This is a genomic window from Thermodesulfitimonas autotrophica (genome assembly GCF_003815015.1).
GTDB lineage: Bacteria > Bacillota > Desulfotomaculia > Desulfotomaculales > Ammonificaceae > Thermodesulfitimonas > Thermodesulfitimonas autotrophica.
The window spans coordinates 671,693-697,562 of record NZ_RKRE01000002.1 but is presented as its reverse complement, the minus strand read 5'-3'; the positions used below and the strand labels follow the sequence as shown (position 1 = coordinate 697,562).

Annotated in this window: 31 protein-coding genes and 2 tRNA genes; 1 reads left to right on the top strand and 32 read right to left on the bottom strand. The window is 59.6% G+C overall.

The window, feature by feature from the left end; all coding sequences use genetic code 11:
* Positions 1-15 precede the first annotated feature (15 nt).
* The 26 genes from sleB to EDD75_RS07185 form a co-directional block, all read right to left on the bottom strand.
* The gene (gene sleB, locus EDD75_RS07305; RefSeq protein WP_245963100.1) at positions 16-702 is read right to left on the bottom strand and encodes a spore cortex-lytic enzyme; all 687 of its coding nucleotides are present in this window, start codon (positions 700-702) and stop codon (positions 16-18) included.
* 154 nt (positions 703-856) lie between these two features.
* A complete protein-coding gene (gene nfi, locus EDD75_RS07300) occupies positions 857-1,537 on the bottom strand; it encodes a deoxyribonuclease V (protein WP_245963126.1) in 681 nt (226 codons plus the stop codon).
* Positions 1,538-1,542: 5 nt separating this feature from the next.
* A complete protein-coding gene (gene cutA, locus EDD75_RS07295; protein ID WP_123930197.1) occupies positions 1,543-1,860 on the bottom strand; it encodes a divalent-cation tolerance protein CutA in 318 nt (105 codons plus the stop codon).
* Positions 1,861-1,900: 40 nt separating this feature from the next.
* Positions 1,901-3,319: a cobyrinic acid a,c-diamide synthase CobB gene (locus tag EDD75_RS07290; protein ID WP_123930194.1), complete on the bottom strand. Its 1,419-nt coding sequence runs from the start codon at positions 3,317-3,319 to the stop codon at positions 1,901-1,903.
* Positions 3,320-3,440: 121 nt separating this feature from the next.
* Entirely contained in the window at positions 3,441-3,758 is a 318-nt protein-coding gene (locus EDD75_RS07285; protein WP_123930191.1) for a TusE/DsrC/DsvC family sulfur relay protein, read from the bottom strand.
* 128 nt (positions 3,759-3,886) lie between these two features.
* Positions 3,887-5,341, bottom strand: a complete 1,455-nt coding sequence (locus EDD75_RS07280) for a (Fe-S)-binding protein (protein ID WP_123930188.1) — start codon at positions 5,339-5,341, stop codon at positions 3,887-3,889.
* A gap of 28 nt (positions 5,342-5,369) precedes the next feature.
* A complete protein-coding gene (locus tag EDD75_RS07275) occupies positions 5,370-6,131 on the bottom strand; it encodes a respiratory nitrate reductase subunit gamma (RefSeq protein ID WP_123930185.1) in 762 nt (253 codons plus the stop codon).
* Positions 6,132-6,182: 51 nt separating this feature from the next.
* On the bottom strand, positions 6,183-6,368 hold the full coding sequence (locus EDD75_RS07270) for a 4Fe-4S dicluster domain-containing protein (RefSeq protein WP_123930182.1): 186 nt from the start codon (positions 6,366-6,368) through the stop codon (positions 6,183-6,185).
* A 229-nt stretch (positions 6,369-6,597) separates the two neighbouring features.
* Entirely contained in the window at positions 6,598-7,929 is a 1,332-nt protein-coding gene (gene murA / locus EDD75_RS07265; protein WP_245963099.1) for a UDP-N-acetylglucosamine 1-carboxyvinyltransferase, read from the bottom strand.
* Positions 7,889-8,641, bottom strand: coding sequence for a peptidase MA family metallohydrolase (locus EDD75_RS11365; protein ID WP_245963098.1), 753 nt, complete (start codon positions 8,639-8,641; stop codon positions 7,889-7,891). Before EDD75_RS11365 ends, murA begins: the two co-directional genes overlap by 41 nt.
* A gap of 245 nt (positions 8,642-8,886) precedes the next feature.
* Positions 8,887-9,435 carry a tetratricopeptide repeat protein gene (locus EDD75_RS07260; RefSeq protein WP_123930175.1) on the bottom strand — a complete coding sequence of 183 codons (549 nt, stop codon included), beginning with the start codon at positions 9,433-9,435 and terminating at the stop codon, positions 8,887-8,889.
* A 123-nt stretch (positions 9,436-9,558) separates the two neighbouring features.
* Positions 9,559-10,929, bottom strand: a complete 1,371-nt coding sequence (locus EDD75_RS07255) for a peptidoglycan DD-metalloendopeptidase family protein (RefSeq protein ID WP_123930172.1) — start codon at positions 10,927-10,929, stop codon at positions 9,559-9,561.
* Positions 10,930-11,129: 200 nt separating this feature from the next.
* Positions 11,130-12,479 (bottom strand): thioether cross-link-forming SCIFF peptide maturase, encoded by a 1,350-nt coding sequence (gene scfB / locus EDD75_RS07250; RefSeq protein WP_123930169.1) that lies wholly within the window; start codon positions 12,477-12,479, stop codon positions 11,130-11,132.
* A 272-nt stretch (positions 12,480-12,751) separates the two neighbouring features.
* Positions 12,752-12,877, bottom strand: coding sequence for a six-cysteine ranthipeptide SCIFF (scfA, locus tag EDD75_RS07245; RefSeq protein WP_245963125.1), 126 nt, complete (start codon positions 12,875-12,877; stop codon positions 12,752-12,754).
* Between the two features lie 25 nt (positions 12,878-12,902).
* Positions 12,903-13,535 carry a CBS and ACT domain-containing protein gene (locus EDD75_RS07240; RefSeq protein ID WP_123930163.1) on the bottom strand — a complete coding sequence of 211 codons (633 nt, stop codon included), beginning with the start codon at positions 13,533-13,535 and terminating at the stop codon, positions 12,903-12,905.
* A gap of 324 nt (positions 13,536-13,859) precedes the next feature.
* A tRNA-Gly gene (locus tag EDD75_RS07235) sits at positions 13,860-13,934 on the bottom strand.
* Between the two features lie 107 nt (positions 13,935-14,041).
* A tRNA-Glu gene (locus tag EDD75_RS07230) sits at positions 14,042-14,117 on the bottom strand.
* Between the two features lie 111 nt (positions 14,118-14,228).
* A complete protein-coding gene (locus EDD75_RS07225; RefSeq protein ID WP_123930160.1) occupies positions 14,229-15,512 on the bottom strand; it encodes an adenylosuccinate synthase in 1,284 nt (427 codons plus the stop codon).
* Between the two features lie 7 nt (positions 15,513-15,519).
* A complete protein-coding gene (locus EDD75_RS07220) occupies positions 15,520-16,890 on the bottom strand; it encodes an NAD(P)/FAD-dependent oxidoreductase (RefSeq protein WP_123930157.1) in 1,371 nt (456 codons plus the stop codon).
* A 164-nt stretch (positions 16,891-17,054) separates the two neighbouring features.
* The gene (dnaB, locus tag EDD75_RS07215; RefSeq protein WP_123930154.1) at positions 17,055-18,386 is read right to left on the bottom strand and encodes a replicative DNA helicase; all 1,332 of its coding nucleotides are present in this window, start codon (positions 18,384-18,386) and stop codon (positions 17,055-17,057) included.
* 14 nt (positions 18,387-18,400) lie between these two features.
* Positions 18,401-18,847 (bottom strand): 50S ribosomal protein L9, encoded by a 447-nt coding sequence (gene rplI, locus EDD75_RS07210; protein WP_123930151.1) that lies wholly within the window; start codon positions 18,845-18,847, stop codon positions 18,401-18,403.
* Positions 18,848-19,030: 183 nt separating this feature from the next.
* Positions 19,031-19,297, bottom strand: a complete 267-nt coding sequence (rpsR, locus tag EDD75_RS07205; protein WP_425451657.1) for a 30S ribosomal protein S18 — start codon at positions 19,295-19,297, stop codon at positions 19,031-19,033.
* Between the two features lie 2 nt (positions 19,298-19,299).
* A complete protein-coding gene (locus EDD75_RS07200; RefSeq protein ID WP_123930145.1) occupies positions 19,300-19,725 on the bottom strand; it encodes a single-stranded DNA-binding protein in 426 nt (141 codons plus the stop codon).
* A gap of 11 nt (positions 19,726-19,736) precedes the next feature.
* Positions 19,737-20,021: a 30S ribosomal protein S6 gene (rpsF, locus tag EDD75_RS07195; protein WP_123930142.1), complete on the bottom strand. Its 285-nt coding sequence runs from the start codon at positions 20,019-20,021 to the stop codon at positions 19,737-19,739.
* A gap of 168 nt (positions 20,022-20,189) precedes the next feature.
* Positions 20,190-20,384, bottom strand: coding sequence for a DUF951 domain-containing protein (locus EDD75_RS07190; RefSeq protein WP_123930139.1), 195 nt, complete (start codon positions 20,382-20,384; stop codon positions 20,190-20,192).
* 12 nt (positions 20,385-20,396) lie between these two features.
* Positions 20,397-21,092 (bottom strand): CvpA family protein, encoded by a 696-nt coding sequence (locus tag EDD75_RS07185; protein ID WP_170157754.1) that lies wholly within the window; start codon positions 21,090-21,092, stop codon positions 20,397-20,399.
* A 322-nt stretch (positions 21,093-21,414) separates the two neighbouring features.
* Here EDD75_RS07185 and yyaC point away from each other — a divergent pair, with 322 nt between their 5' ends.
* Positions 21,415-22,053 (top strand): spore protease YyaC, encoded by a 639-nt coding sequence (gene yyaC / locus EDD75_RS07180; protein ID WP_123930134.1) that lies wholly within the window; start codon positions 21,415-21,417, stop codon positions 22,051-22,053.
* A gap of 164 nt (positions 22,054-22,217) precedes the next feature.
* Here the strand turns inward: yyaC and EDD75_RS07175 are convergent, their stop codons facing one another.
* From EDD75_RS07175 to EDD75_RS07150, 6 genes are all read right to left on the bottom strand, one after another.
* Positions 22,218-22,457, bottom strand: coding sequence for a YkuS family protein (locus EDD75_RS07175; RefSeq protein ID WP_123930131.1), 240 nt, complete (start codon positions 22,455-22,457; stop codon positions 22,218-22,220).
* Between the two features lie 90 nt (positions 22,458-22,547).
* The gene (locus tag EDD75_RS07170) at positions 22,548-23,189 is read right to left on the bottom strand and encodes a phosphoribosyltransferase (protein ID WP_123930128.1); all 642 of its coding nucleotides are present in this window, start codon (positions 23,187-23,189) and stop codon (positions 22,548-22,550) included.
* Between the two features lie 59 nt (positions 23,190-23,248).
* Positions 23,249-23,746, bottom strand: coding sequence for a DUF4446 family protein (locus EDD75_RS07165; protein WP_170157753.1), 498 nt, complete (start codon positions 23,744-23,746; stop codon positions 23,249-23,251).
* 82 nt (positions 23,747-23,828) lie between these two features.
* Positions 23,829-24,164 carry a hypothetical protein gene (locus EDD75_RS07160; RefSeq protein WP_245963097.1) on the bottom strand — a complete coding sequence of 112 codons (336 nt, stop codon included), beginning with the start codon at positions 24,162-24,164 and terminating at the stop codon, positions 23,829-23,831.
* Positions 24,165-24,166: 2 nt separating this feature from the next.
* A complete protein-coding gene (locus EDD75_RS07155; RefSeq protein ID WP_123930124.1) occupies positions 24,167-25,036 on the bottom strand; it encodes a ParB/RepB/Spo0J family partition protein in 870 nt (289 codons plus the stop codon).
* Entirely contained in the window at positions 25,029-25,793 is a 765-nt protein-coding gene (locus EDD75_RS07150) for a ParA family protein (protein ID WP_123930121.1), read from the bottom strand. The genes EDD75_RS07155 and EDD75_RS07150 overlap by 8 nt, the downstream gene beginning before the upstream one ends.
* Between the last annotated feature and the right edge of the window lie 77 nt (positions 25,794-25,870).

Genomic DNA, 25,870 nt, shown 5'->3' with positions numbered 1-25,870 from the left:
GTCCTCCGTTATAGTTTACAGGGCAAAAACATGGTGGCCAATGCGGGCGATAATCGGGCGCGTCCAGATCCAGGGGGAAACCGGCTTGGCGGGGTTCCAAAAGAAGAGCGCCCCACCGCTCGGGTCCCAACCGGAAAGGGCCAGCTCCGCGGCCCGGATGGCTTCGCTGGTAAGCGGCCGCCAGATTTGCCCGTTGGAAACAGATTCGAAGGCACCGGGCTGGAAAATGACCCCTGCGATCGTATGGGGAAAAGAGGCGTTGCGGACACGGTTCAGCACCACCGCACCCACCGCCACCTTGCCCTCAAAAGGCTCATCGGCCGCCTCGCCCATGATCAGGCGCGCCAGAAGCGTAATGGCGTCACGGTCAGAAACGTAACCCCGGGAAACCGCGGGAGCGGCCGGGGTGACCGGAAAGCCCAGCGCCTCCCATGTCGCCGGACCGACCACGCCGTCAACGGCCAGCCCGTTTTTCCACTGGAAGGTCTGCACCGCCCGGTAGGTCCCGTCCCCGAAGATCCCGTCGACCGGCCCGTCGTAATACCCCCACGAAGCAAGCCGCCACTGGACCTGCGAAACATACCATCCGGTGCTCCCCCAGTAAAGGGTCGGATACTCCGCACGCGCTTGTGGTCCCAGTGCAAAGAGAACCAGTAATACCGCCGTAAGGATAGCCATACCGCTCAGGCGCCGCAGATTCATCTTGACCCCTCCCGCACAGGCGCAAGACTACCTCCGGTTCTGCTTCCCGGAGGAGTAGTTCCTCGTTCCCAACTACACCTTAGTTTTACCGGATACGCGAGGAATATAAAGCGAAGGGCGTACTTTGCAACCGAAGGGAAGACCTGTGGGGGTCTTACTCTGAGGCGTAGCGCTGGAAAAGCCGGCGGCTCAGGTTATGCGCCGCCCGCACCGGCTCGGGTAGCCTAAAGCGGGTACAGAGCGAAAGCACCAACCTGGTAGCTGCGTCAACCCCCACCAGGTGGCCTGGAGAAACAAAGACTGGCTTCACCCCGGCCCGCGTGCGTACGACACTACCAACCACCTTCCCGTTAAGAAAGAGCGGTGAAGCGGCACCCTTCGCGGGTGGCGGCATCTCGTAATCACCCACCAAGCGGCTTTTGGCCACACCGATAGCCGGTGTCCCGAGCAATACCCCCAGGTGGCTGGCAATACCTACGCCCCGGGGGTGGGCTATTCCCTGGCCGTCGCAGACAAGAAGGTCGGGAACCGAAGCTATCTTCCGTAGTGCGGATAGAAGCACCGGGCCCTCCCGAAAAGCGAGCAATCCCGGCACATAAGGAAACGTGGGTGGCAGGACTGCCGCACCCTCCTCCACAACGATCAAGTCCGGGAGCCGCAGGATGACCACGGCGCCGAAAAGAAGGCCCCGGCGGCGGCAAAACGATACGTCAAGGCCGGCAACCAGGCGCAGATCCTCTGGTGCCGGCCCTCCCGCAACCACCACCCGCTCCCGCAGCTTCTCTTGCAAGCGCGTCGCTTCTGCGGGAGAAACATCCCAGGGAAAAGGGATCACCTGCTTCAATCGGCAACCTCGCTCCTCACCCAGTCCAGAAAAGGGGGAAACCCGTCAACCACCGGCAAGACGAGGATGGCCGGGACTGAATAGCTATGCTTTTTGCGGACCGCCGCCACCAGGTCCGGAACCTTTGCCGTCACCGTCTTCGCAACGAGAGCCGTCTCCCGCGCTTGGTCAAGGCGGCCTTCCCAGTGAAAGAAGGATTCGATCTCCGGCAGGATGTTCACACAGGCCGCAAGGCGCGCCGTGACCAACTCCTGCGCGATCGCCCGCGCCTCCTCCCTGCCGGCGCAGGTGATGTATACCAGTACTACCGACATTTTCCCCCACCTTTCCGGGTAAAATGCCCGGACCGCGCTGCTAAACCCGAGCCAAAGCCTGGTTTTTGCTCCTCTTCTGGTCCCGGTAAGCTGCCGCCTTGCCGACAAAAACCACCGCCCAGTCGGGAACCGCAAGCGCGTGGATATGACAGTAAGCCCCGAGAACGTTCTTGTAAACAAGACCGTCCCGCGTCCCGTCTATCCCGTAGCCCCGCTCGACGGCGAAGCCAAAGCGGCCCTCCGGCGGCAGTGCCGCCAGTGCCGAATGGTGAAACTCGTGCCCCTTTATCTCCCGTCCCGGCGGGAAGTAGGGGTTCCCTTCGAGAGCCCGCAACCGCATGTAACCGTGGCCGCGGGGCTCGTTGTCCACAGTAACGTCAAAAGGGAAGACGCCCGCCATGGCGAAGCGGCGACCCGCGTAGGTTAGGCTCCGGCTCAGGTAAATGAGCCCGCCGCACTCCGCGTATACAGGCAATCCTTCTTCCACCCTACTCCGGAGCGCCTCCCGGAGGCTCCTGTTGGCCTCGAGTTCCGCCCCGAAAACCTCCGGAAAGCCGCCGCCGATATAGACAGCGTCAACCTCCGGAAGAGGGTCGTGAAGAGCATCGATAAAAACCAAGCGCGCCCCGGCCTCCTCAAGGGCCTCCAAGTTCTCCGGATAGTAGAAGCTGAAGGCCCGGTCCCGGAAAACCCCGATCCGGACCGGCTCCGTAAGGCGCACACCCGTTTCTATCGGCGGTGCGGGAAGCGGTAGCGGCGGCGCCGCCCGCGCTATGGCGAGGATCGCGTCGAGATCGAGGTGCTCCTCCGCCCCCGCGCGGGCGGCTTCTATAGCCTGCCACAGGCGATCGTCCTCCCCCACCGGAATAAGCCCCAGGTGCCGGTCGGGTATCTGCCACGCCCGGTTCTTAGGCAGCGCGCCTACGACCGGGAGACCGCAGAAGTTTTCCACTGCCGCCCGCAGCATCCTTTCGTGGCGCGGGCGCGCCACATTATTGAGAATGACGCCGCCGATACTGACCTCGGGGTCGAAATGCTGGCACCCGAGAACGATGGCCGCGATGCTCCTGGTCATCCGCACCGCGTTTACCACCAGGAGCACCGGCGCCGCCAGAGCCTTGGCGATCTCGGCAGTACTCCCGCTTCCCGCCAGGTCAACCCCGTCGAAAAGCCCCATCGCCCCTTCGATGACCGCCACATCCGCTCCCGCCCCGCCACGGTAAAGACTCCAGCGTAGCGTCTCCCGGTCCATGAAGAAGGCGTCGAGGTTGCGGCATACCCGGCCCGCTACCCGGCCCAGCCAGCCCGGATCGATAAAGTCGGGGCCCTTTTTGAAGGGCTGGACCTTGAGCCCCCGGGCGGAAAGCGCTGCGATAAGCCCGAGCGTAACCGTGGTCTTCCCGGAACGACCCTGTGGCGCGCCGATTACCACGCGCGGAACGTTAAAAACCTGCTCCAAGGACGTCTCCCGCCTTGTAAACCTATTTTTCGCACCGCCAGAAATTATTTTTACCCAAAAAACCTCTTAACCCGGGGGGATCCCCGGGTTAAGGAGATAACCTCTTTGTGGAAAGGCCTGCTTACACGCAGCCGGTGGGCTTGGGCAAGCCGGCAATCTTACAAGCACCCTTCGCGGGACCCGTCGGGAAGAGTTCGTAAATCTGTTTCAGGTTGAAGCCGGTGTCTTTGCAGAGCTTACGGATCATCGGCGCCACGCCGGTCCGGAGGTAGTAGTCCCGGATGTACATAACCACCTTCCAGTGGTCGTCGGTCATCTGCTTGACCTCTTCCATCGGCGCTAGGGCCTCGGCGAGTTCCTTGTTCCAAATCTCCGGGTCCTGAATGAACCCGTCCTCGTCAACCTCAACCTGCTTACCGAGAAGTTCGATAAAAGGCATTCCTTGACACCTCCGAGAGATTTTGTTTTTCTTGCGGAATCACCCAGAAACTACAGTAGAACCTTTTCCTGTTACGTTATACAGGCACTGTCAGAAGATCAGCTAAACGGTATCCGAAGAACCACCCCCTAAATCTGTCTGTGTCCCTTGAAGACCAACGCTGCCCCCACAAAGTCAATCAGGCCGTTAACCGGCATAATCGTGCCGTCTTCACGCGCCAGATTGTGTTCCTTAACCATCGGGTAGAACTGTGCCTTACAGATGGAGCAAGGCGCGCAGATGTGGTTAGCGCCCGAAGCCCGGATCTGATCGGCTTTTTTCTGGAAGAACTTAATGCGGAGCGCGTACATCTCCGGGTCATCGTAAAGCACTGCTGACCCGCCGCCGCAGCAGAAGTTCTTCTCGTAGTTCGGATACATTTCCCGGACCTCCGGCACCGAGGCGTACAGGTTAATACGGAAGACTTCCCCAAGCTGGTCGGCCCGGACATAGTTGCACGGGTCGTGAAAGGTCACCTTCGTGCCCGGCGGCGCCAGCCGGTTGTTCTTCGGATCGAGTTTCAGTTTCCCCGCCTTAATGAGCGCCGCCACTTCTTGGTGGATGTTGACGATTGGCACTCGCTGGTAGTAGTAACCGGCACCGGCAACGGCGTAGTCGGTAAGGCTCGGGGTATACATCTTCCAGGCGCGCCAGCCGTGACCGCACTCGCCAAAGACCACTTTCTTAATCCCGAGGTCGGCCACCACCCACCAGAGGCGCCGTACAAGTTCCCGCTGAACTGAGTGCTGGTCAGTGAGGAGACCAAAGTTACCGGCCTCGAGCATGTACGAGGAAATCGTCCAGTTGGCCCCGATATACTCGAAGAACTGCGCGGCACCCTTCAGCGTTTCCGGGTTGAGCAGATAGTCTGCCGAGGAAGGAACGTAAAGGATATCAGAATTGGGCTTATCAACGGGAAACTCGATCCGGAAACCGCGCTCTTCTTCCAGCTCGTCGCTGAGGAAGCTATGCGTGTCCACGGCTGCAGCTTTGGTCACGCCGCCCTGGTTGCCCCGTTCGAAGACCGCGGCCGAGGCAGCACCCTGCAGTTCCGGCACCATTCCCAGGGCCCAGAGAATCTCGCGACCGGCCATGGTAACTTCGCAGGTGTCAATTCCGAACGGGCAAACATGACCGCAGCGGCGACACTCGGTGCACTGGTAGTAGTAGCTGAACCATTTCTCAAGCGTGTCCATCGTCATTTCTTCGGCGCCTACCAGACTTCCGAAGAGACGCCCCTGGACGGTGAAATACCGCTTGTAAACCCGGCGCATCAGGTCTGCGCGGCCCGCGGGGATGTTGTTCGGGTCCTTGGTTCCCAGGTAAGCGTGGCAGTTCTCAGCGCACACCCCGCACTTGACGCAGGACTCCATCGCCAAGGTTAGCGAACGGCGGTTTTTACGGTAGTAGTCAAGCCATTTAATCGCCTCGGCGGGCTTTTCCGCATCCGGAACCTCCCGCACGTGCAATCTCTTGAGCAGGCGGTCGGGTGCCCTCGCTGGCTGGGCCACCTCCGTACCGTTAGACAAAACCTTCTTGGGCATGTCTCTTCACCTCCTTCCGCAACAAGGTCTATAGCTTGATCTTAGCGCCGGGAAGGCCAACCGGCGGCTGCTGGAAGGGACGGTTATAAATCCACCGGTTCCACAAAATCCCGAACGGATGCATCAGCTTCGAGAAGGGGAAAATAATGAGCATTATCTGGACCAGGAGAAAATGAATGAAGAAAAAGCCGTTATCCGGCAACGGTTGCGGGTTGAAGGTGAAGAGTCCCGCTAAATACTCCCGTGCTTCGGCGTAGTGGAGGCTGGCGGTATGCACAAGCCGCATATAGTCTCCTACCCCGACAATTCCTAAGAGCAAAAGCAGGTGGAGATAATCGCTCGGCGCGGAGATGACCCGCACCTTCTCGATCGCCAGCCGCCGGTAAAGTAGACCGAGCAGCATTAGGAAAAAGAGAATCCCGAAGGTGGTGCCTAAGAAGTTGGAAGCCGCTTCGCTCTGGTGCGGCGTTACTATCCAGGGAAGCAGGAGGTGGAATTGCTGACCCAGCGTATAGATACCGAGGAAATGCCCCCCGGCAATGGAGGCCAGCGCCACATGCATCGGCCAAGCGAAAACCCAAAGTCCCCTGTCAAACTTAAAAATGTTCCAGAAGCTGACGATCTGCCAAAGGATCCAAACGATCGCTGCTGGCCAAGAAGAAGGAAAAGGTGGCAGCGTGATGTTATGAACAATCTGGCCGATCATCCAGCGCCAGATACGCCAGGTAATACCCCCGAGCAGGATTGCCACTGTAATGTAAGGGAGAACCTGCCCTACAAAAACCTTCACCCCGACGCACCTCCTTTGCTCAAACTGCAGGCCGGTAAAGAAGCAGCGGCCTTAAACCTCCTGAATGGTAATGGCACCAGTCGGGCACACGGTAACACAGGTTTCGCAGCCGAGGCACGCCGTCTCGTCGGTAATTCTTACTTTGCCGTCTACCAATTCGAGGATCCCTGCCGGACAAGCCTCAACGCACTCGCCGCACCCTTCGCACTTTTCTTCGTCACGCGTTACCACGAACATAGCATCTTTACCTCCTGTGATAGATTACTTGTTTTACCGATTCTTCGCCGAAAAAAATTCCTACCTCCAGGTCAACCAACAACAAAGCAGCCAGATAGAATGGGAGCTTTACAGAAAACTGCTCCGGTCGCTGCAGGGAGTCTGTTGGCCCCGCTCCTCCCCAGGATGCTGGCTGCGCTTGCTTTCACCCCCTCCCGTTCCCGAGGAACAGCAAAACTAACCATATTTTCTATTCGCGGTATGTCGGGATATTCCTTCTCCCGGGGTCACTTTTTTCTCCTAAGGCAAAAAATTGTTCCTGCCCGTTCGCCGCCGCAAGGTCTGCTCCTAAACGCGCCAGCCGCTTCTCAAAATCCTTGTACCCCCGGTAAATAACCTCCGCCCCGACTACCTCCGTCTCGCCTTCCGCCATAAGTCCCGCAATTACAAGCGCGGCTCCAGCCCTTAGGTCCGTGGCGCGGACCTGCGCCCCGTAAAGACGCGGCACGCCCTCAACAACTGCCACCCGACCCTCAACCTTGATTTGGGCGCCCATCCGGCGCAGCTCTTGCGCCACCTGGAAGCGGTTCTCGTAGATATTCTCGACAATCAGGCTGGTTCCGGGAACCGTGCTCAGCAAGGCCATCACCTGGGACTGCATATCGGTGGGGAAACCCGGATAAGGCATCGTCTTCACGTTCACCGGGCGCAGTTCATCGGGCGCCTTTATATAAAAGACGTCCTCACCCTCTACAATCTCCGCACCCATCTCTCGGAGTTTCGCCGTAAGGGGCTGAATATGCCGGGGAATAACCCCTTCGATTTCCACCTCGCCCCGCGTGGCCACCGCCGCCACCATGAGCGTGCCCGCTTCGATCCGGTCCGGGATTACGCTATAATGGACCGGTCTGCCCAGCTCCTTCACCCCTTCGATCCGAATCACGTCCGTTCCCGCGCCGAAAATCCGCGCCCCAAGGCTATTCAAGAAGTTCGCGAGGTCAACCACCTCGGGCTCTTTCGCTGCATTCTGAATCAAAGTTTGTCCTTCGGCCAGGCACGCCGCCATCATAATATTTTCCGTGGCCCCAACGCTTGGGAAATCGAGATAAACCTGCGCTCCCCGCAGTCGTTTCGCCTTGGCACAGATATACCCTTTTTCCAAACTTAACTCCGCACCAAGGGCGCTGAGCCCTTTGAAATGGAGGTCCATTGGCCTGGCGCCAATATTGCACCCGCCGGGCAGCGGTATCCTGACTTCGCCGCACCGGGCGAGGAGCGGTCCTAAAAGCAAATTCGAGGCCCGCAGCTTCTTTACCAAATCGTAAGGGGCTTCGCGCACCGTAAGCGAAGGAACACTAATGGTGACGGCGTCTTCGCGCCACCAAACTACGCGGGCACCGAGAAAGGAGAGCACCTGAATGATGTGCTGGACGTCGGTGATGTTCGGAACGTTATCGAGAACCACATTCTCTCCGGCGAGGGTGGCGCCGCAGAGAATCGCCAGGGCCGCATTCTTGGCACCATTTACCCGTACCCGGCCTTTAAGCCGCCGGCCGCCGCGGACAATGATCTTCTGGTCCAACCAGCATCCCCCATTCACTATTCTGCATGAATTTTTCTTCGAACTCGCGCAGGTCAAAACCCATCGCGTGGCCGAAGGCCCGCTCGAAAGAGAAACCGCGCCCGAGATCGGCGAGCAACTCCCGGATCTTCCCCGCCCCGGCATCCCGCAACAGGTAACGGACCATCAGAAACGACTGGTAGTAAGCAAGGCGCTGATCCGGCAAGGCATCAAAATCTTCCAGCCTGGCGAAGGAATACCACCCAGAAATCTGCGGCGGGGGCTCAAAGAGAAAACCGGTCAGGCGCCACTCGATTTCCTGCGCCAGCCCTTCTGTCAGCCACCGCGGACAATTGCCCCGCGTCTGGTAATCAACTACCAGGTGCACCATCTCGTGCGCCATCGGGCCGCTGGCGAAAAAGGTTTTTTCCAGACCCCTCTCGTCCGGGGCCGAAATCCAGGCGCGGGGGCTTAAAACGCGGATTGTTCCCGCCCAGTAAACACCCATCGTTCCTTCGTCAGCAGGCCAACCAAAGGGACGGTTCAATTCTTCCTGGCTCCTGTAGAGGATAATGGGTACCCGGCTTTTCGAGGTAAATCCGAATTCTCGCGCCACCTCGGGGATGAATTGTTCGGCAGCCTTCAAGACGATTTTCGCCCCGACCTCTTCCCCTTGCGGGTAAAGGATAACGGCAAACTTCCCCTCCAGACGGCAGAATCCCGCATACTGCACGCAAACAAGGCATCTATTAACCTCTCTCAGAAATTCCCAGGCATACATCCTGGTGAAAAAGGGAGCCCGCAATAACCAGAAAAACAGAAAAAGAAAAGCTAGGAAAATAAATTTTACCGGTGCGCTTAGCCGGACAAGCTGCATAAAACTAATCAATTGGTTTTTTATTTAATAATTATAAGTAGCCCGTCCGGTTATTCATAGTGGTAATTTTGCGTAACGTTGTGCCCGCGCGGGGCAGCCGTTCACTGTTTTGCTGCCCATTCCTTGATCAGGTCTTTTGCCTCTTCTACCTCTTGCCCGGACCGGGCGAGCGCAACGAAGCGCTTCAGGTCGGTCACAGCACCAGCATAATCCTTCTTGCCGAAGCCACGGATCAGCCCCCGGTAGTAAAGCGCCTTCTGGTGGTCCGGGTTCTTTTCGAGGATGGCCTCCGCCTGTTCAAGCGCCCGGTCGTACTCGTTATTCATAAAGTAGAGCTCAACCAAGCTCAGGCGGGCTGCCGTATTATCTGGCGCCAGGCGGAGCACCTGCTGGTAAGCAGCGGCGGCGTGCCGGGTATCATTCTGCGCCTGACACTGCCCCCCTATGGATAGCAAGGCGGCTACGTCTTTACGGGCAGCAGCTTTCGCAATCTGCGCGTCGACTGTTTCCTGCGGTGCCGCCGTTTCTTTAACCGGTTTATCAGGAGCCGTCCAGATCACCGAAGAACCGACCAAGCCCACGCCAAGAGCGATGGTGAGCACCCAAAATACGGCTTTAATAATCTTCTTTCGTTTTCTAAGCGAGAGCATTGCTGGCGTCCCCCTCTTTTCTCATGGCGTCTCCAGTATACCACAGGTATCATAAGGAGTGAGCCGCCTCTTAAAACAAAATATCTGGCATTTTCGCCAGATATTTTACCCTGTCGCGGTAGTTCAGAGGTAGTTCAAAGGGTTGCGCGGTTCGCCGTTTACGATGACCTCGAAATGCAGGTGCGGCCCGTAGGCGTGCCCGGAAGAGCCAACCGTACCGACCACTTCACCCCGCCCCACAACCTCGCCTATACCGACCGAAATACTCGCGAGGTGCGCGTACCGGGTAACCACGCCGTTGCCGTGGTCGATGTCTACCGTTCTGCCGTAGCCGCCGTACCACCCGGCCCGGATCACGGTCCCGCTGCTGGCCGCACCCACGGGGGTGCCGTAACCGCTACCGATATCCAGCCCGGTGTGCATCCGCCCCCAGCGCATGCCAAAGCCGGAAAGGATTGGTCCGGACAGCGGCCAGCCCAGAGAAGCTCTCCCGTCACCACGGGAGGCGAGGAGGTAGCGACTACCGCGCAGCTCTATCTGCTTGACCGGAGCCACGAGTTCTGTGGTTCTAATAACCGTCCGGGAAACTTCTACCCCGTTTTCTACCTTGATCCGGTAGGTGATCTCTTTTTTGCCGGGCTTACCATACTTGACTATCTTTACCTGTCCCCGGTGGAGGGATCGGTCATACCTTATTTCCCGCGGGAAAGGAATCGGCTCTACCTTGGCGGCCTCGTACTCCTGGACTACGGTAAGTACCGGCTTTTCCCGGCGCAGCCTGATCACTTGACCGATGGAGAGCCGGTCCGGGTTCATCCCGGGATTGGCCGCAATTACGTCCTCAACAGCCAGCCCCTGGGCCCGGGCGATGTCCCAGAGCGTATCGCCTTCCTTCACTGTATAGCGCCACCGCTCCTCTATGCCCCGCCGCACAACCGCGACAGCTTCCGCCACGCTCATCAAGCGAGAAACGGGTACCCGCCGCGTGGTTATGGTTATCTTCTCGGCAAAAGCGGCCTTCTCCTCCGGCCTTGGCGCGTACGTTTTCACAACCGCCTGCAGGAAAGCGCTGGCCGTCTGGCGATCCTTGAAAAAGAAACGGTCCCGCCCGTCAACCTGGACCACGGTAGCCCGGGTATAAAGGTCGAGAGCTTCCTCGAGGCGCTCCTTTAACTGCGCCTGCGTGAGGCAGTCGCCCTGAGCCACCCGGACGCGCCGGTACGTCACCTTGCCCCCCGGCCTGCCCGGCTGACCCAGTGTTGCATTCGCCTGCAAAATTTCCCCGAGGGTCGCCGCAACGACCGCCCGACTTTTCACCACCCCCACCATTTTCCCGTCCACCGCAACGGCCCAACCCGTACCCGAAAGATAGATAACCGTGAAGGTAACGATAACGGCAGCCAAAATAACCAGCAGTTGTTCTTTCATTTCCCGGTGCCAGCACTTCACGCTCCTGGTGCCTTTTTGCAACCAGGGAAAGGGTATCTTCCGCAATAGAACCACCTCTTTCGCTAGGTATCTCTTATTGTCGCCCTTGCCTCCCGCCCGGCGGCAAGCGGCGCAGCACGGCGGCCTCCAGGCACGAAAAAAGTAGCAAGTTTATTTTAACAGGTCAGATTTAAATCACAAATGCGCGTGGAGCCACAAACTAGCCAAATCTTTCTCGTTTTCAAAACATAACTCCCTTTCTGCCATTATTCCTCAGAATTTGTCCCGGCGGTCTGCGCCAAAAGGTAGAGGGCGCACTCCGCGCGCTTTTGCATCAGCATACATCCGATAGCGTAAGGCTTCATTATGTCGCCGTTGACCAGGTGCGCCGCCGCGTGACAGCCGCCACCGCAAAAAAAGCGTGCCCAGCAAGCCGCACAGGTTGGCTTGTTGTAAACATGAGCGTTACGGAAAGCCTCAACTACTTCCTGCCGCACCGTCCCGGTGGCAAGGTCGCCTAGACAGAAGGCAGCGTCACCCACAAACTGGTGGCACGGGTAAAGGCGCCCGTCAACATCCACCGCCACGTAGGAAAAGCCGGCGCCGCACCCGGTCAGCCGCTTCGTTAGGCAGGGGCCTCCGGCCGGGTCGAGCTCAAAGTGGAAGAAACGGACGGGCCTCCCGCTGCGCCGGAAAGCGAGGTAATCTTCGGCCAGGCGCTCGTACTCCGCAACCGCCAGGGCGACATCCTGCTCGCGGAGCGCGTAGGGCTCTGCCGGCGACGCCACAACCGGTTCAAGAGAAATCGCCGTGAAGCCTTCTTCAACAAGGTGACGGAAATCCCGCGAAAAATCAAGGTTGAACCGGGTGTAGGTCCCCCGGATGTAGCAGTAGGAAGGGCGCGGGACCTCGTCCCAGGCTTGGAAAAAGCTACGGCAATTCGCCAGCACCCTTTCGTAAGAGCCGGCGCCACCGGGGAAGCAGCGGAAGCGGTCGTGCACCTCTTTGCGCCCGTCAAGGCTCAGGACAACGTTGATTCCTTTTTCTATCAGGTAACGGCTCTTTGTCGTGTCCAAGAGAACAGCGTTTGTGGTCAGGGTGAAAGAAATCTCCTTGTGACAGGCTTTCGCTCTCTCCGTGGCGTAATCGACCACCGCGGTTACCACGGGCCAGTTGAGGAGCGGCTCCCCGCCGAAAAAGTCGACCTCCACCGCCCGGACCGGCCCGGAGCGCTCCAGAAGAAAGTCAATCGCCCGGAGCGCCACTTCTTCGGACATGAGGCCTCCCCCCCCGTAAGTGCCTTCGCCCGCAAAACAGTAGGTGCAGCGCAGGTTACACTCCTGCGCAACCATGAGGCAGAGCGACTTAGGCGCGAAAGGGGGCGGCACATAAAGCTCCCGGGCCTGGTCGGGTACAAAAAGGGACCCGTTGGCCTTCAGTTCCTCTATCTCGGCAAGGACCGCCGCCACGGCCTCTGACGCAGACCCTTGCGGCAGCGCCCGCCCGCCGGCAAGGGCCCCGATAATTTCCCACGCCAGATCATCAACGGCGTGCAGACCACCGCTTACCGGATCGAAAACCAGCTTGCGGCTGCCGATTTCAAATAGATGAACCATTTCCGCCCCTCCACTTAAGTTACGGGGTCAGTACGGCGCCCCGTGTTGTTATTACGTTATAACAGTCATTACAAGTATTACAAAGTTATAATAAAGTCCCGGCAAACGGGTTCGCCAGCGATCCTCAGGCGCTACACCGGGCTACCCGTAGCGCCCTAAATTGCCGGTCACCCGAACGCCCGGAGTTAACCCTCGCCAAACAAAAAGAGGGCGAAACCTTCGCTCGTGTCACGATTACGCCCTCACAGTTGCCCGGCGAAACCTTTTCGCCCTTACGCCTTCCGCTTGCAGCTCTGGTTGCCTACGGTGCAAGAAGTCTTGCACGCCGACTGGCACGATGCCTGGCATTCGCCACAGCCTCCCCGGCGCACTTCCTTGCCGGGCAGAATCGTCTTGATGTGCTTGCCCACCGTTTCTCCCCCCTTAACTAACTGAGATCACCTTGTAGCCCATCTGTTCCAGCTCCGCTGCCAGTCCTCGGGCATCCGGCACGCTCAGGCGGAAGGTGAGTTCGTAAAGCCCTGGCTCCCGTTCGAAGGTCGCCAGGCTCCGGATACTCACCCCTTTCTCCTTCAAAAGGGAAGTAATCTCCGCCAGAACGCCCACGCGGTCGCTCACCTCAAGGACCACCCTGGAGCCCGCCCGCCGCAGCCCAAAAAGGTTCACTAGCGCCTCGACCATGTCGGTCTGGGTGATAATACCGACCAGCTTATCGCCCTCCACCACCGGCAGGCAACCAACCTTGTGCTCCCGCATGATCAGTGCGGCCTCCTCGATCGGGGCGTTAGGACTAATGGTTATCGGGTTCTTGATCATCGCCTCCGCTACCGTAACCTTCGCGAGGATATAGTTGAGTTCGTAAACGCTCAGGGTAGAGGCCGGCGAAGGCGAAACCTTAAGCAGCCCCCGCTCCGTGACGAGCCCGATGAGTTTGCCGTCACGGGTTACCGGAAGGTGGCGGATCTTATGCTTCTGGATAATTTCGAGCGCCTCGAAAATCGGGGTATCTTTGCTAATGGTGATGGGATTTGCGGTCATGCAGTCGTGGACAAACACGCTTTTTCCTCCTCGGCCGGCTACGCAATCTCTTTCCGGCACCGCCCAAATTGCTCTTAAAATTGATTATACCTGATGCAACAGACGGGGAACAATACTTCCAAGCCTTTTTAATAACCAAGAGGCGTTAGAAGCCTCGGCAACGCCGCCTATCTATCTTCATCCTTCCACATGCGGGCGAAACGCCCGCATGGAATAGTCCTTCGAATACGCAGGCGGTGTAGATCCCAAAAGATAGGGGCTTGCTTTAGGAAACCGTTTGCACGACGTTAGAAATCTAAAGCCTCCCGAAATCCGGGAGGCCTTGATTTTACTAGGTTTGAGTGGAGCGGGTGACGGGGATCGAACCCGCAGCCCCCAGCTTGGGAAGCTGGTGCTCTACCGTTGAGCTACACCCGCACTTTAGAGACAAGATGTTGGAGGTTAGAAGCGGGAATCTTCGCGGGAAATCACTACACGATTTCCATCTATCCAACCTCTAACCGCCAACCTCTAACTTCCAAGATTGGTGACCCCACCGGGATTCGAACCCGGGTTACCGGCTTGAAAGACCGGTGTCTTAGTCCACTTGACCATGGGGCCACTTCAAAACCACTACGGCAGTTTTTATTTTACCCGGAGCGCACGCCGTTTGTCAACCCAGCGGCAGATTTTTTCCCGTAAAATCCGGCAGCTACTGCCTACCTACGCGTCTCAAAAGATGCTCCGACAGACGATCGTTTCTTCCCGGCGGACCCCCACTCCCACAAGCGCTACCGGCACCCCCGCCAGCGCTTCAATCCGCTCGATATACCGGCGGGCGTTCACTGGAAGATCCGCGAGCCGCCGCGCTCCCGTGATCTCTTCGTCCCAGCCCGGCAGCTCCTCATAGACCGGCTCGCACGCGGTCAGGACGTCTAGGCTAGCCGGAAAATTGGTAATCTCTTCGCCACGGTAGCGGTAGGCCCGGCAGATCTTAAGCACCGGGATGCCCGTGAGGACGTCGAGTTTTGTGAGGCAAAGGTAATCAAGCCCGTTCACCCGCACCGCATAACGGGCAATCACCGCGTCGAACCAGCCACAACGGCGCGGCCGCCCCGTGGTGGTGCCAAATTCGCGGCCCCGGGCACGGATTTCCTCTCCCAGCCGGTCTTTAAGCTCCGTCGGGAAGGGACCTTCACCCACCCGCGTCGTGTAGGCCTTGGCAATCCCAACAACGCAGTCGATCACGCGCGGTCCGACCCCGGCACCGGTACAGACACCACCTGCCGTCGGATTCGAAGAGGTAACGTAAGGATAAGTCCCGTGGTCGATATCAAGTAGGGTTCCCTGGGCCCCTTCGAAGAGAACCTTCCGGCCCGCGCTAATCGCTTCGTGAAGCACCACGCCGGTATCGACCACGTATTTCCGAAGAAACGCGGCGTAATCCTGGTACGTTTCGTAAAGCGCAGCGAAGGAAACCGTCTCCGTGCCGTACACCCGCTCAAAAAGAGCGTTTTTCAGGGCGACATTCTCCTCGAGCCGGCACCGGAGGACTTCAGGGTTAATAAGGTCTATCATGCGCAAACCCGTGCGCGCCACCTTATCCATGTAGGCGGGCCCGATACCCCGCCCGGTGGTGCCAATTCGCCCGTTCCCTTTCCACACTTCTTGCGCGCTGTCTAACATCCGGTGGTAGGGCAGGATGACGTGAGCCCGTTCGCTGATAAGCAGCCGCGCCATCTTCACCCCGCGCCGCGTCAGTTCCTCAATCTCCCCGATTAATACTGCCGGGTCGATCACCACGCCGTTACCGATAATACAGGTTTTTTCGGGATAGAGGATGCCGGAAGGAATGAGGTGGAGGCGGAACTCTTCCTCCCCAACCACCACCGTATGCCCCGCGTTATTGCCGCCCTGGTAGCGCACAATGAAGTCCGCCTGCGCCGCCAGGAAATCCGTAACCTTACCCTTGCCTTCGTCGCCCCACTGGGCGCCCACCAAAGCTACTGCAGGCAAAGTCTACCTACCCCCCAAGCCGGTTTAAGATTTCGCGCGCCACCACCACTCCTGAAGCAGACGCCTGCACCAGTCCCCGCGTTACACCTGCCCCGTCACCCGCCGCAAAAAGGTTTTTCACCCGCGTTTCGAGGCACGGGCTGAGGCTCAGGCGGGAGGAGTAAAATTTAACCTCCGCGCCGTAAAGGAGCGTGTCCCGCGCGTATATACCGGGCACCACTTTATCGAAAGCCTGAAGCATCTCTACGATCCCTACCAGATGCCGGTACGGCAGGACCAGACTCAGGTCCCCGGGCGTCGCCTCTTTCAACGTGGGCCGGACCAGGCCCTTAGCCAGCCGCTCCGGATTCGTCCGCCGCCCGGCGCAAAGATCTCCCAAGCGCTGCACGATTACGCCGTTCCCAAGCAGGTTGGCCAGGCTGGCGATATGGCGCCCGTAAGCAATCGGTTCCTTAAAGGGTTCGGTAAAGGTCTTACTGACCAGTACCGCGAAATTGGTGTTGCCGGTCTTCCGGTAGGCGTGGGTATGGCCGTTCACCGTAACCACACCGTCGTTATTCTCCATAACCACTTCCCCGCCGGGATTCATGCAAAAGGTGCGGACCTTATCCTCAAAGGTTTTGGAATAGTAGATCGCTTTAACTTCGTAAAAGCGGCTGGTCAACGGCTCCAGGACCGCAGCCGGGACCTCGACCCGCACGCCGATATCGACGGGGTTAACCGCCATCTCTAACCGCAACCGCTTTGCTTCCTGCCGGAGCCAAGCGGCGCCCTCCCGCCCGGGAGCCACAATCACCGCCTGCCCACGTAAGAGCCCGCCGTCCGCCACTCTCACCCCGTACACCCGGCCCTTTTCGGCCAGAATCGCCGTTGCCGGGCAGTTCAAGCGAATCTCGACCTGCGGCGCGAGGTACTCCTCCATCCGCCGGAGCACCTCCGCACAACGTCCGGTGCCGAGGTGCCTAATCGGCACCGGAACAATCCTGAGCCCGGCGAAGACCGCGCGCCGCACGAGATCCGCGTATTCGTCTCCGTCGGTGGAGCCGTAAACCTCCGCCGGCGCGCCGAAGTCCCGGTAGATGCCGTCTACGTAGGTGATGAGCTCCTCCAGGTGGTCCTGCCCGACATACTCCTCCAGGTAGCCCCCTACCTCCGGTGAAAGCGTAAGTTTACCGTCACTGAAGGCCCCGGCCCCACCCCATCCGGAAAGCGTAGCGCAAGGGTTGCAGTGGCGGCAGACCCCGCCATTTGTTTTTGCCAGGCAGAGGCGCTCCCTTAGGTCCTTGCCCTTGTCGAGCATAACCACCTTTAAATCCGGCCGCTTTTTCACCAGCTCAAGGGCCGCAAAAATCCCCGCCGGACCTGTGCCGATGATGATAACGTCGTAGACCTTTTCCGTAGGACTCCTTCCCCCTTATTCCGCCAGACCGGGGCCTTAGGCCCCGAAAAGTATATTAAAAACCGCGCCGCCTGTCAACTCGCTCGCTACCAGCTCCCCCGGTGTATCGGAAACAGGCGCTAAATCCTTCGCAGACCCAGGTCTTACAGGTCCCGCGCGAGGTTAACGAAGCAGGTGAATTCCCGCAGGAAAGCCAGCTCTACCGTTCCAACGGGACCATTGCGCTGCTTGGCCACGATAACCTCTGCAATCCCTTTCTTTTCCGTCTCCGGGCGGTAGTATTCCTCCCGGTAGATAAACATGATTACGTCCGCATCCTGTTCCAGTGCTCCCGATTCCCGGAGGTCGGACATCACGGGCCTTTTATCCTGCCGCTGCTCAACCGCCCGACTGAGCTGGGAGAGGGCGAGTACCGGGATATTGAGTTCCTTAGCCAACCCCTTGAGGGACCGGGAGATGTCCGCTATTTCCTGTTGGCGGTTCTCCACACGCCGGTGCGACTGCATCAGCTGGAGATAGTCTATTACAAGGAGGCCCAAGCCGTGCTCTGCCTGCAAGCGCCTTGCCCGCGCGCGCATCTCGCGCACGCTGAGGCCCGGTGTATCATCGATAAATATCGCCGCCTGCGCGATCCGTGCCGCCGCTTCGCTCAGCTTCTGCCAGTCTTCCTCTTCCAGATCCGCCGTCCGCACGCGCCGGTAGTCTACTTTCGCCTCTGCGGTAAGCAGCCGCTGGACGAGTTGCTCCTTAGACATCTCGAGGCTGAAAAAGCCAACCGGGATACCCCGCTTGGCCACGTTCAACGCTATGGAAAGCGCCAGCGAGGTTTTCCCCATGCTCGGCCGGGCCGCCAGGATGATCAGGTCCTGGGGCCAGAGGCCGCTGAGCAAACGGTCTACGTCGATGAATCCTGTCGGCAGGCCAAGCATCTCACCCCGCGCCTGGTAAACCTCTTCGATGTGGCGCAGGGCCTGCTCCAGTATCTGCGCTAACGGGGTAAAGGTGGAGCCACCCCGCTCCTGGGCGAGTTCCATGATCATTCGTTCCGCTTCGCCCAGGAGCTGGCGGGGGTCAGACCCGTATTCGTAACCCATGTCCCGGATACGGGTCGCCGCCTGGATAAGCGTCCGTAAGAGGGCTTTTTCGGCCACGAGCCGGGCGTAATGTTCGACGTGCGCCGGCGAAGGAACAGCATCGGCCAGGGCTACTACATAGCTGGCCCCACCAGCCCGGTCGAGGTTGCCGCGTCGCTTCAGCTCCTCGGTAACGGTGATGATGTCAAGCGGCGCCCCGGCGTCGTTGAGCGCCAGCATCGCCTCATAAATGAGCCGGTGCGGTTCCTGGTAGAAATCGTCGGGCCTGAGGAGATCGATAACGCGGTGAATTACTTCCGGGTCCAGGAAAATGGCCCCCAGGACGGCCTGCTCTGCATCTATGTTCTGGGGCGGTTGCCGTTCGAGGAGCTCTGTAGCCACCTTCGCTCACCTCATTATTCTGGCAGCACCGCCACCTGCAGAGTAACGCTAACACCCGGCGCCAGCCTGACGGTTACCGGGTAGGTGCCTATCTCTTTAAGCGGTGCCGGAAGCGCGACCTGCTTCTTGTCGATCGCGATACCGCATTCCCGCTGCAGCACCCCGGCGATATCCTTTGCGGTAACGGCGCCAAAAAGGCGCCCTCCTTCGCCTGTCTTCACCCGTACCGGAATCGTCCGGTCTTTAAGCGCGGCGGCCACCTTTTCCGCCCGCCGCTGCATTTCTGCCTGCTTTTTTTCCCGTTGCTGGCGGACCCGCTGCAACTCCTCAAGTTTTCCCGGCGAGACAGGCTCCGCTAACTTCCGCGGTATCAGGTAGTTGCGGGCGTACCCTTCCGCCACTGATACCACCTCGCCTGCCTTGCCTAGAGAAGGAACGTCTTTTAAGAGGACGACCTGCACCGCAATACCCCCCGTAAAGGTCCGGCACCCTTAAAGCCACCAACTTGTAGGTTCTACGCGGCGCACCGAAATCCTGCTGCCCCGGCAGCCGGGAGCGCGCGCGGCGCCCCCGAAAAAAATTTAAGGCCGCCGCACCAGCATTTGGACGGCAGGCCTTCTCCGCCACCAAAAGAACACGCCCGGCTACTCGCTCACAAAGGGAAGCAGCGCCATTATGCGCGCGCGCTTTATCGCCACCGTCAGCATCCGCTGGTGATGCGCACAGTTACCGGAAATCCGGCGCGGCAGGATTTTCCCGCGCTCGGTGATATACTTTTTCAGCCGGGCTACGTCCTTATAATCTACCACCGGGACTTTTTCCACGCAGAAGCTGCAGATACGCTTCTTGCGCCGGTTACGCCCCCGTTCCCGTTTCATCGCCCAACCTCCTTCGTTGCGCTGAGTGCTCATCCTCAAAATGGAATGTCGTCTTCGGAAAAATCAACGACCTGCCCGAAGGGTTCTGGAAATTCTCCTTCTTGATTCGGGGCGGCGCCCTCCGGAGCCTTCTCCCCCTCACGGGGCCGGTCCAGGAACCGCACCGTATCCGCCACCACCTCGGCAGCCTTCCGCCGGATGCCCTGGTTATCCTCGTAAGAACGAACCTGCAGCCGCCCTTCGACGGCTACCAGACGACCCTTGGTCAGGTTCCGGTGGCAGACTTCAGCCTGTTTCTGCCAGACGACAATATCGATGAAATCCGTCTGGCGCTCGCCCTGCCTTGCGGCATAAGGCCGGTCCACCGCGATGGTGAAGCCCGCAACGGCCGTGCCGCTCGGTGTGTAGCGGAGTTCCGGGTCGCGGACCAGACGTCCGATTAAAATGATCCGGTTCAGCATTATACCGCCACCTAATCTTCGCGAATAATGATGTGGCGGAGCACATCGCCCGAGATCTTGAAGACGCGGTCAAGCTCTTTCGCCACCGGCGGTTCGGCCTTGAAACGCATCACCACGTAGTAACCGTCGCGCTCCTTGTCGATCTCGTAGGCGAGGCGGCGCTTACCCCACCGGTCGATCTGGTCGACGGCGCCACCGTTCTCTTCAACGATCGACTTAAACCGGTTGATTGCAACCTCCGTCGCTTCTTCGTCGATCCCGGTCCGTAAGATGTACATGGTCTCGTACTGCCGCACCACTTCACCTCCCTTCGGTCTCAGGCGGCCCCGCTTTAGAGGGCGGGGCAGGGAGTTATTGCCTTCCGTCGTGGCGGAAGCGGTCTTATTTTACCATAGGCGTCAGGTGGTGGCAAGCCTTTTTCGCTCCCGAGGACTTCACCTGCCGCACCCCGGGCGTCAGACGCCTTACTCCGCCCCACCAAGAGGTTTGCCGCCTTTGAGGCTGCGTAGCAGCTTTTCCCGCGGGATCAGGATGATGCGGCCGCACCCGCAACACTTCAGGCGAACGTCGACGCCGGTGCGGAGAACCTCCCAGGTGTCACTGCCGCAGGGATGACGCTTTCGGAGCCGAACCAGATCACCGGTGCGCAGGACAAACAAATCCGTACCACCTCAGCACGGACCCGCTACCAGATGTTGCCAGGAGCCTGGCAGAAACGCCGCCATTATCCTAAGCAGCCCCTTATAGTACGGCATGAGGGCCGAGGTGACGAGCGTGCGGCCCAGAAAGTTTTCTGGGCCCTTAAAGACGCGATAAAATTCGGCTGCATGAAGAAGGAGCAGCACCAGTACCGCGCCACATAGAAAGCCCCAGGCAGCACCCAACAAAAGGCCACCCAGGCGGTCGAAAGGGAGAAAGGGGAACCAGCGCCGGAAAAAGGTCAGCCGGCTGCCGGCGAGATACCAAAAGCGTTCCGTAAGCGCAAAGAGGGCGAAAAAGCATACCGCGCCGATTATGCCCCGGGCTACCGGGTATAAACCCGCCCTCCCCGGCAGCCCGGTGCCGCCCCCCGGAAGGAGCGGGCTACCCGCTGGGAAAACGGTAGCAGGCACCGCAACCTGCCCTCCCCCAGCCATAACCACATTTGCGCCAGAGCCGGTAAACTGGCTGAGCCAGGCTGCCAGCAGGTCGGCGAGATGCCATTGGGCCTCTAAAAAGTCAGCGAGTGCACGGTGGTACGCCGTCGCCACAAAATACGCTACCACCAGCCCGGTAAGGCGCACGCAGCTCAACAGAAGACCTGTTTTCAGACCTCGGTAAGCCGCCACCGCCAGGACAGCAAGGAGTATGATGTCAAGCCAGTTCACAGCGTCCCGTTTTACGCTCCTTCCACGACCAGGGCTCCTTGGAGAAGCCTTCTTGGCCGGCCGGTACCGGCACCAGCGCGCTTTCCTTTCCGTGGTGTACCCGCCGTGAGACATGCTACCGGGCGCCTCCGGCGGCCCTGCTAAGACATCTTCGCTGCGCAGAGGTAAAATCCTTTTTCCCTGCTTAAGACCTTCCGGTCCCGCGGGCATATTTCCCGCGGCTGCTGGCAATAAATATAATAGTTTTTTCCGTTTACCAGGGAGAGCAGCACAAATTTCTCATCCGTGTCGCGTCATCCCTTTTTGGAGGTTTGAGCTTCCGATGGAAGAATTTCCGGCCATTACCCACGTCACGGCAGAGTCAGTGCCGGCGAAATTCCGCATCCACTACGAGGATCCGCAAGCGGTGGCGCTACTCGCTGCGGATATTCGCGAGAGGCTATCGCGCTGCCGCGCGGGTAGCGACGCGCCGAAGGTACTCCTGTGCATAGGCACCGACCGTTCTACAGGGGATTCCTTGGGGCCCCTGGTAGGAAGCAAGGTCGTAGCGGCCGGGGGAAGCTACTATTACGTTTACGGCACGCTTGCGGAACCGGTACATGCCGCAAATCTCAAGGAGAAACTCGGCAAAATTTACCGTGCCCACCGTAATCCCCTCATCATTGCGGTAGACGCGTCCCTGGGCTATCTGGAGAACGTCGGGCAGATCAACGTGGGGACCGGGCCTTTGCTGCCCGGCGCCGGGGTAAACAAGTCGCTCCCGCCGGTTGGTCACCTGCACGTTACCGCCGTCGTTAATGTGGGCGGTTTTATGGAATATTTGGTCCTCCAAAACACTCGCCTCAGCGTGGTAATGCGCCAAGCGGAAGTAATCGCCGCGGCTTTTCTCGCCGTAGCGGCTGCTGAGGAGAAAACGCGCGGGGCATTGGAGTGGGGAACAGTCCGGACCAGGAGCCGGTGATAGACCGGATAGCTGTAGCGACGTTGCGAGACAGGCAAGAAATGAATGGGAGTACTAGCGCTCTTCTGGGAGGAGGCTGGGCGCGTAATCCTTTCCCGGGTCAGTGAATGAAATGCGCCGCCCGGAATAGCTCTGGAGGGTTCCGTACGGCTGCGCCAACAGTCCTAGCGCCGTTCCAGCGCCGCCCGCACCGCCGCAAGGATCTCCCCCGGTGTTTTCCCCCGCGCGTCGATCACGGGGCCGCGGAAGGTCATCTCCTGCATATTGAGCATGTTCTCCTGGAGCCCGTTGGTCACCAGCGCCACCGCACCGGAGGCGTTTTCAGGGTGAACCACCTCGAAGCCCTCGCTTGTGAGAAGATTCCGCAGACCTGAGAGGCCCTCGTCAACCGCAACCTTAACCACCGGATTTACCCCCTTATGTCGTCAGTATAGCCGCTTCTGCGGTTAGTATAGGCTTTTCCCGGGCGGTATATACCGGCAGACCGGGCGGATCTACTGGGCTTTCGGACCGAGTTCTTCAAGAAGGGCGATTACCTCTTCGTCGCTCGTCTGGTCGAAGTGGTAATAGAACTGTCCGACGGCGAGAAAAACCTCCGGGACGAGGAGACAAACCAACTCATCGACCTCGGGTTCGAGAAACTCTATGGTGTCTGGGGGGGCAACCGGCACCGCCAGGATGATTTCCTTCGGGTCGGCCCGGCGGAGCGAGCGGAGCGCCGCGAGTACCGTGTAGCCGGTCGCGATGCCGTCATCGGTAAGAATTATCGTCCGGTCACGCCAGGAGGGTTGGGGCTTGCCGTGGCGGTAAAGCTGCAGGCGGCGGCTGGTTTCGGCAACGGCCGCCGCAACCAGCCGCTCCCTGATTTCCTCGGGAAGGTGAAAATGGCGCAGCAACTCTTCATTGAAAATCGCGGTGCCGTCCTGAGTAACCGCCCCGATAGCCAGCTCTGGGTTATGGGGGGCTCCAATCTTGCGGGGGATGATGATATCGAGCGGCAGTTGGAGGGCCCGGGCAATCTCAGCGCCGACGACGACCCCGCCACGAGGAATAGCCACAACGAGACCGTTCTCATATGTCCTGCCGGCGAGGTGGGCGGCAAGACGGCGGCCGGCATCAATGCGGTCGGCAAACATGTTTTAATCCCCCCAAATTTATAATGGTCGGCAGAAACCCTGCTGATGCGGCGTAGGCCTTAACTTTGCTGGCGCGCCGCCCGGAGCACTTCTTCCTCCTCGCTCGAAATACGGCTGACCGCGGCTCCTGCCGTTACCTGCTTGGCATAGGTCCTGGATTCGTCCCGCCCGTATAGACTGGTCAGGATCACCCCGTTGCCTTCGCCGTCGAGGAGGGCGAGGCTGAAGCTGAGATCGCCGCCAACGTCGGGGAAGGCAGTGAAACGCTTGAGCACGGGTGTCCGCGCGCATTTGCGCAGCAGACGACCAAGTTGCTCCTGTTCGCCGCTCAGAGCATCCACCCGCCGGGAAAGGTTTTCGAGATCACCGGCTAGCTGCTCTATGTTGGCGATAAAGGCCGGATCGCGGGCCAGCCGTAAAAGAAGGCGGTTAGCGCGGTAAAGACCAGCGAGTTTAACCAGGGCGCTGATGGCCAGCAGGCAGGAGAGAAGTCCGAGAAAGGCCGCCGCGGCAACGATATAGAGGCCGTAGTGGAGAAAGAAAACCCCTGTAATCACCTGTGGTTTTGCCACCTCCGGTAGTTTAGAAGCACGAGAAGACGCGTGGCCTGGAGCGAGAGAAAAACGCCAGCGCCCACTCTTAATCTAACCCGTAATCACGCTTCATTTTCTGGAGCCGCTCGTACGTTGGCGGATCAAGCGTCGCTAGGATACCGGGATCAAGCCGGGCCAGCAATTCCCGGAGCGGCGCGCCCCGCACCATCCACTGGTAGTAGACGCGCCCCCCGTGGTTATAGGGACCGTAGAGGCGGGAACCCGGAACGGCAGCGACGAGCCAGGTAAAGAGTTTTTCGTGCCGGGCGTGCATGCGCAGGGTAACGTGGGGCTGGCGCCCGTCACCGCCAAAATGACCCTCCCCGATCAACAGCCCGAGAATAAGGCCTTTTGTAAACGCGTCCATAGCGACCTGTTTCACCGTCAGGTTTCACGTGAAACTTTTTGCCCGCAGACCTTCTCAAAAAAACGATCAAGGTCCTCCCGCTCTCTAAAACTGAGTTCCACCCGCCACCCCCGCCGCAGCGGCCGCACCGCCACCTTCGCCCGCAACTTCGCCCCGATCTGGGCAACCGCTCCTGCCAGTTCCTCGTCCAGGGCCACGCCCCCGCTTCCGGTTTCTCTTGCCGCCGCCGCTTCCTGCTCCCGCCGCACGAGCTCCTCTACCTGCCGCACCGACAATCCCTTCGCCGCCACCCGCTGCGCCAGCTCCTCCTGCCGCCCCGCATCGCCCAAAGACAGCAGGGCGCGCGCGTGTCCGGCGCTTAACTCGCCCCGCCGCAACAGCGCCACTACCCCCGCCGGCAATGCCAGCAAACGTAACGTGTTCCCCACCGCCGCCCTGCTCTTCCCCACGCGGCGGGCGATCTCTTCCTGCGTCAACCCGAACTCTTCCATCAGCCGCCGGTAGGCGGCCGCCTCCTCAAGCGGGTTCAGGTCCGCACGTTGCAAATTCTCCACTAACAGCGCCACGGCCGTCTGCTCGTCATCATAGCTGCGCACCAGCGCCAGAATCTTCTCCCAACCCAGCATTCGGCACGCCCGCCAACGCCTTTCTCCCGCTACAATCTCGTAGCCGTCGCCCACCGGCCGTACCACCACCGGTTGTAACAAACCATGCTCCCGGATCGAAGCCGCCAGTTCGCGGAGCCCCTCCTCATCCCAGACCTCACGCGCCTGCCGGGGATTAGGCCGGATCCTCTCGATCTCGATCTCGCGCAGCTCCTCGCCCGCATCCGTTACCACCGGGATGAGCGCGTCCAGACCCCGTCCGAGACCGCGCGCCTTACTCACCGCCCATCACTTCCTTTGCTAGCTCGAAGTAAACCTCCGCGCCGCGGCTCCGCGGGTCGTACACCACTACTGGCATGCCGTGGCTCGGCGCCTCGCTCAACCGCACGTTCCGGGGAATGATGGTCCGGTATACCTTCTGCCGAAAATGCTTCTTCACTTCTTCCGCCACCTGGATCGACAAATTAGTCCGCCCGTTAAACATCGTCAACAGAACGCCTTCGATCTCCAAACGCGGATTTAGCCGTCTCTTCACCAACTGAATCGTATTCAGCAGGTGCCCCACCCCTTCGAGCGCGTAATACTCGCACTGGATCGGGATAATCACCGAATCGGCTGCCGTTAGCGCGTTAAGCGTCAACAGCCCGAGCGAAGGGGGACAGTCGATCAGGATAAAGGTGTAATCACTCTTCACTTCGGCCAGTCCCCGCGCCAACACGCTTTCCCGCCCGGCAACACCAACCAGTTCTACCTCCGCGCCGGCAAGACTCAGGTTTGCCGGAACCACATCCAACTGTTCAACCCAGGGGCACCGCACAACCGCCGCGCGCAGCGGCACCCCCCCAACAAGCACATCGTAAAGCGACCGCGAAACCTTTGCCGGGCTAACCCCCAGTCCGCTCGACGCGTTTCCCTGCGGATCAGCGTCAACCACAAGCGTTCTTCGCCCCAGCATAGCAAGGCAGGCGCCGAGGTTTACGGCCGTAGTCGTTTTCGCTACGCCTCCCTTTTGGTTGGCGATCGCGATTACCCTGCTCAACCTTCTCGCCTGCCTTCCTTTTCCTCAAATAGCCCCTTTTTGCCTTAACAATTCAACGCCCGCCAACAAACTCCTCC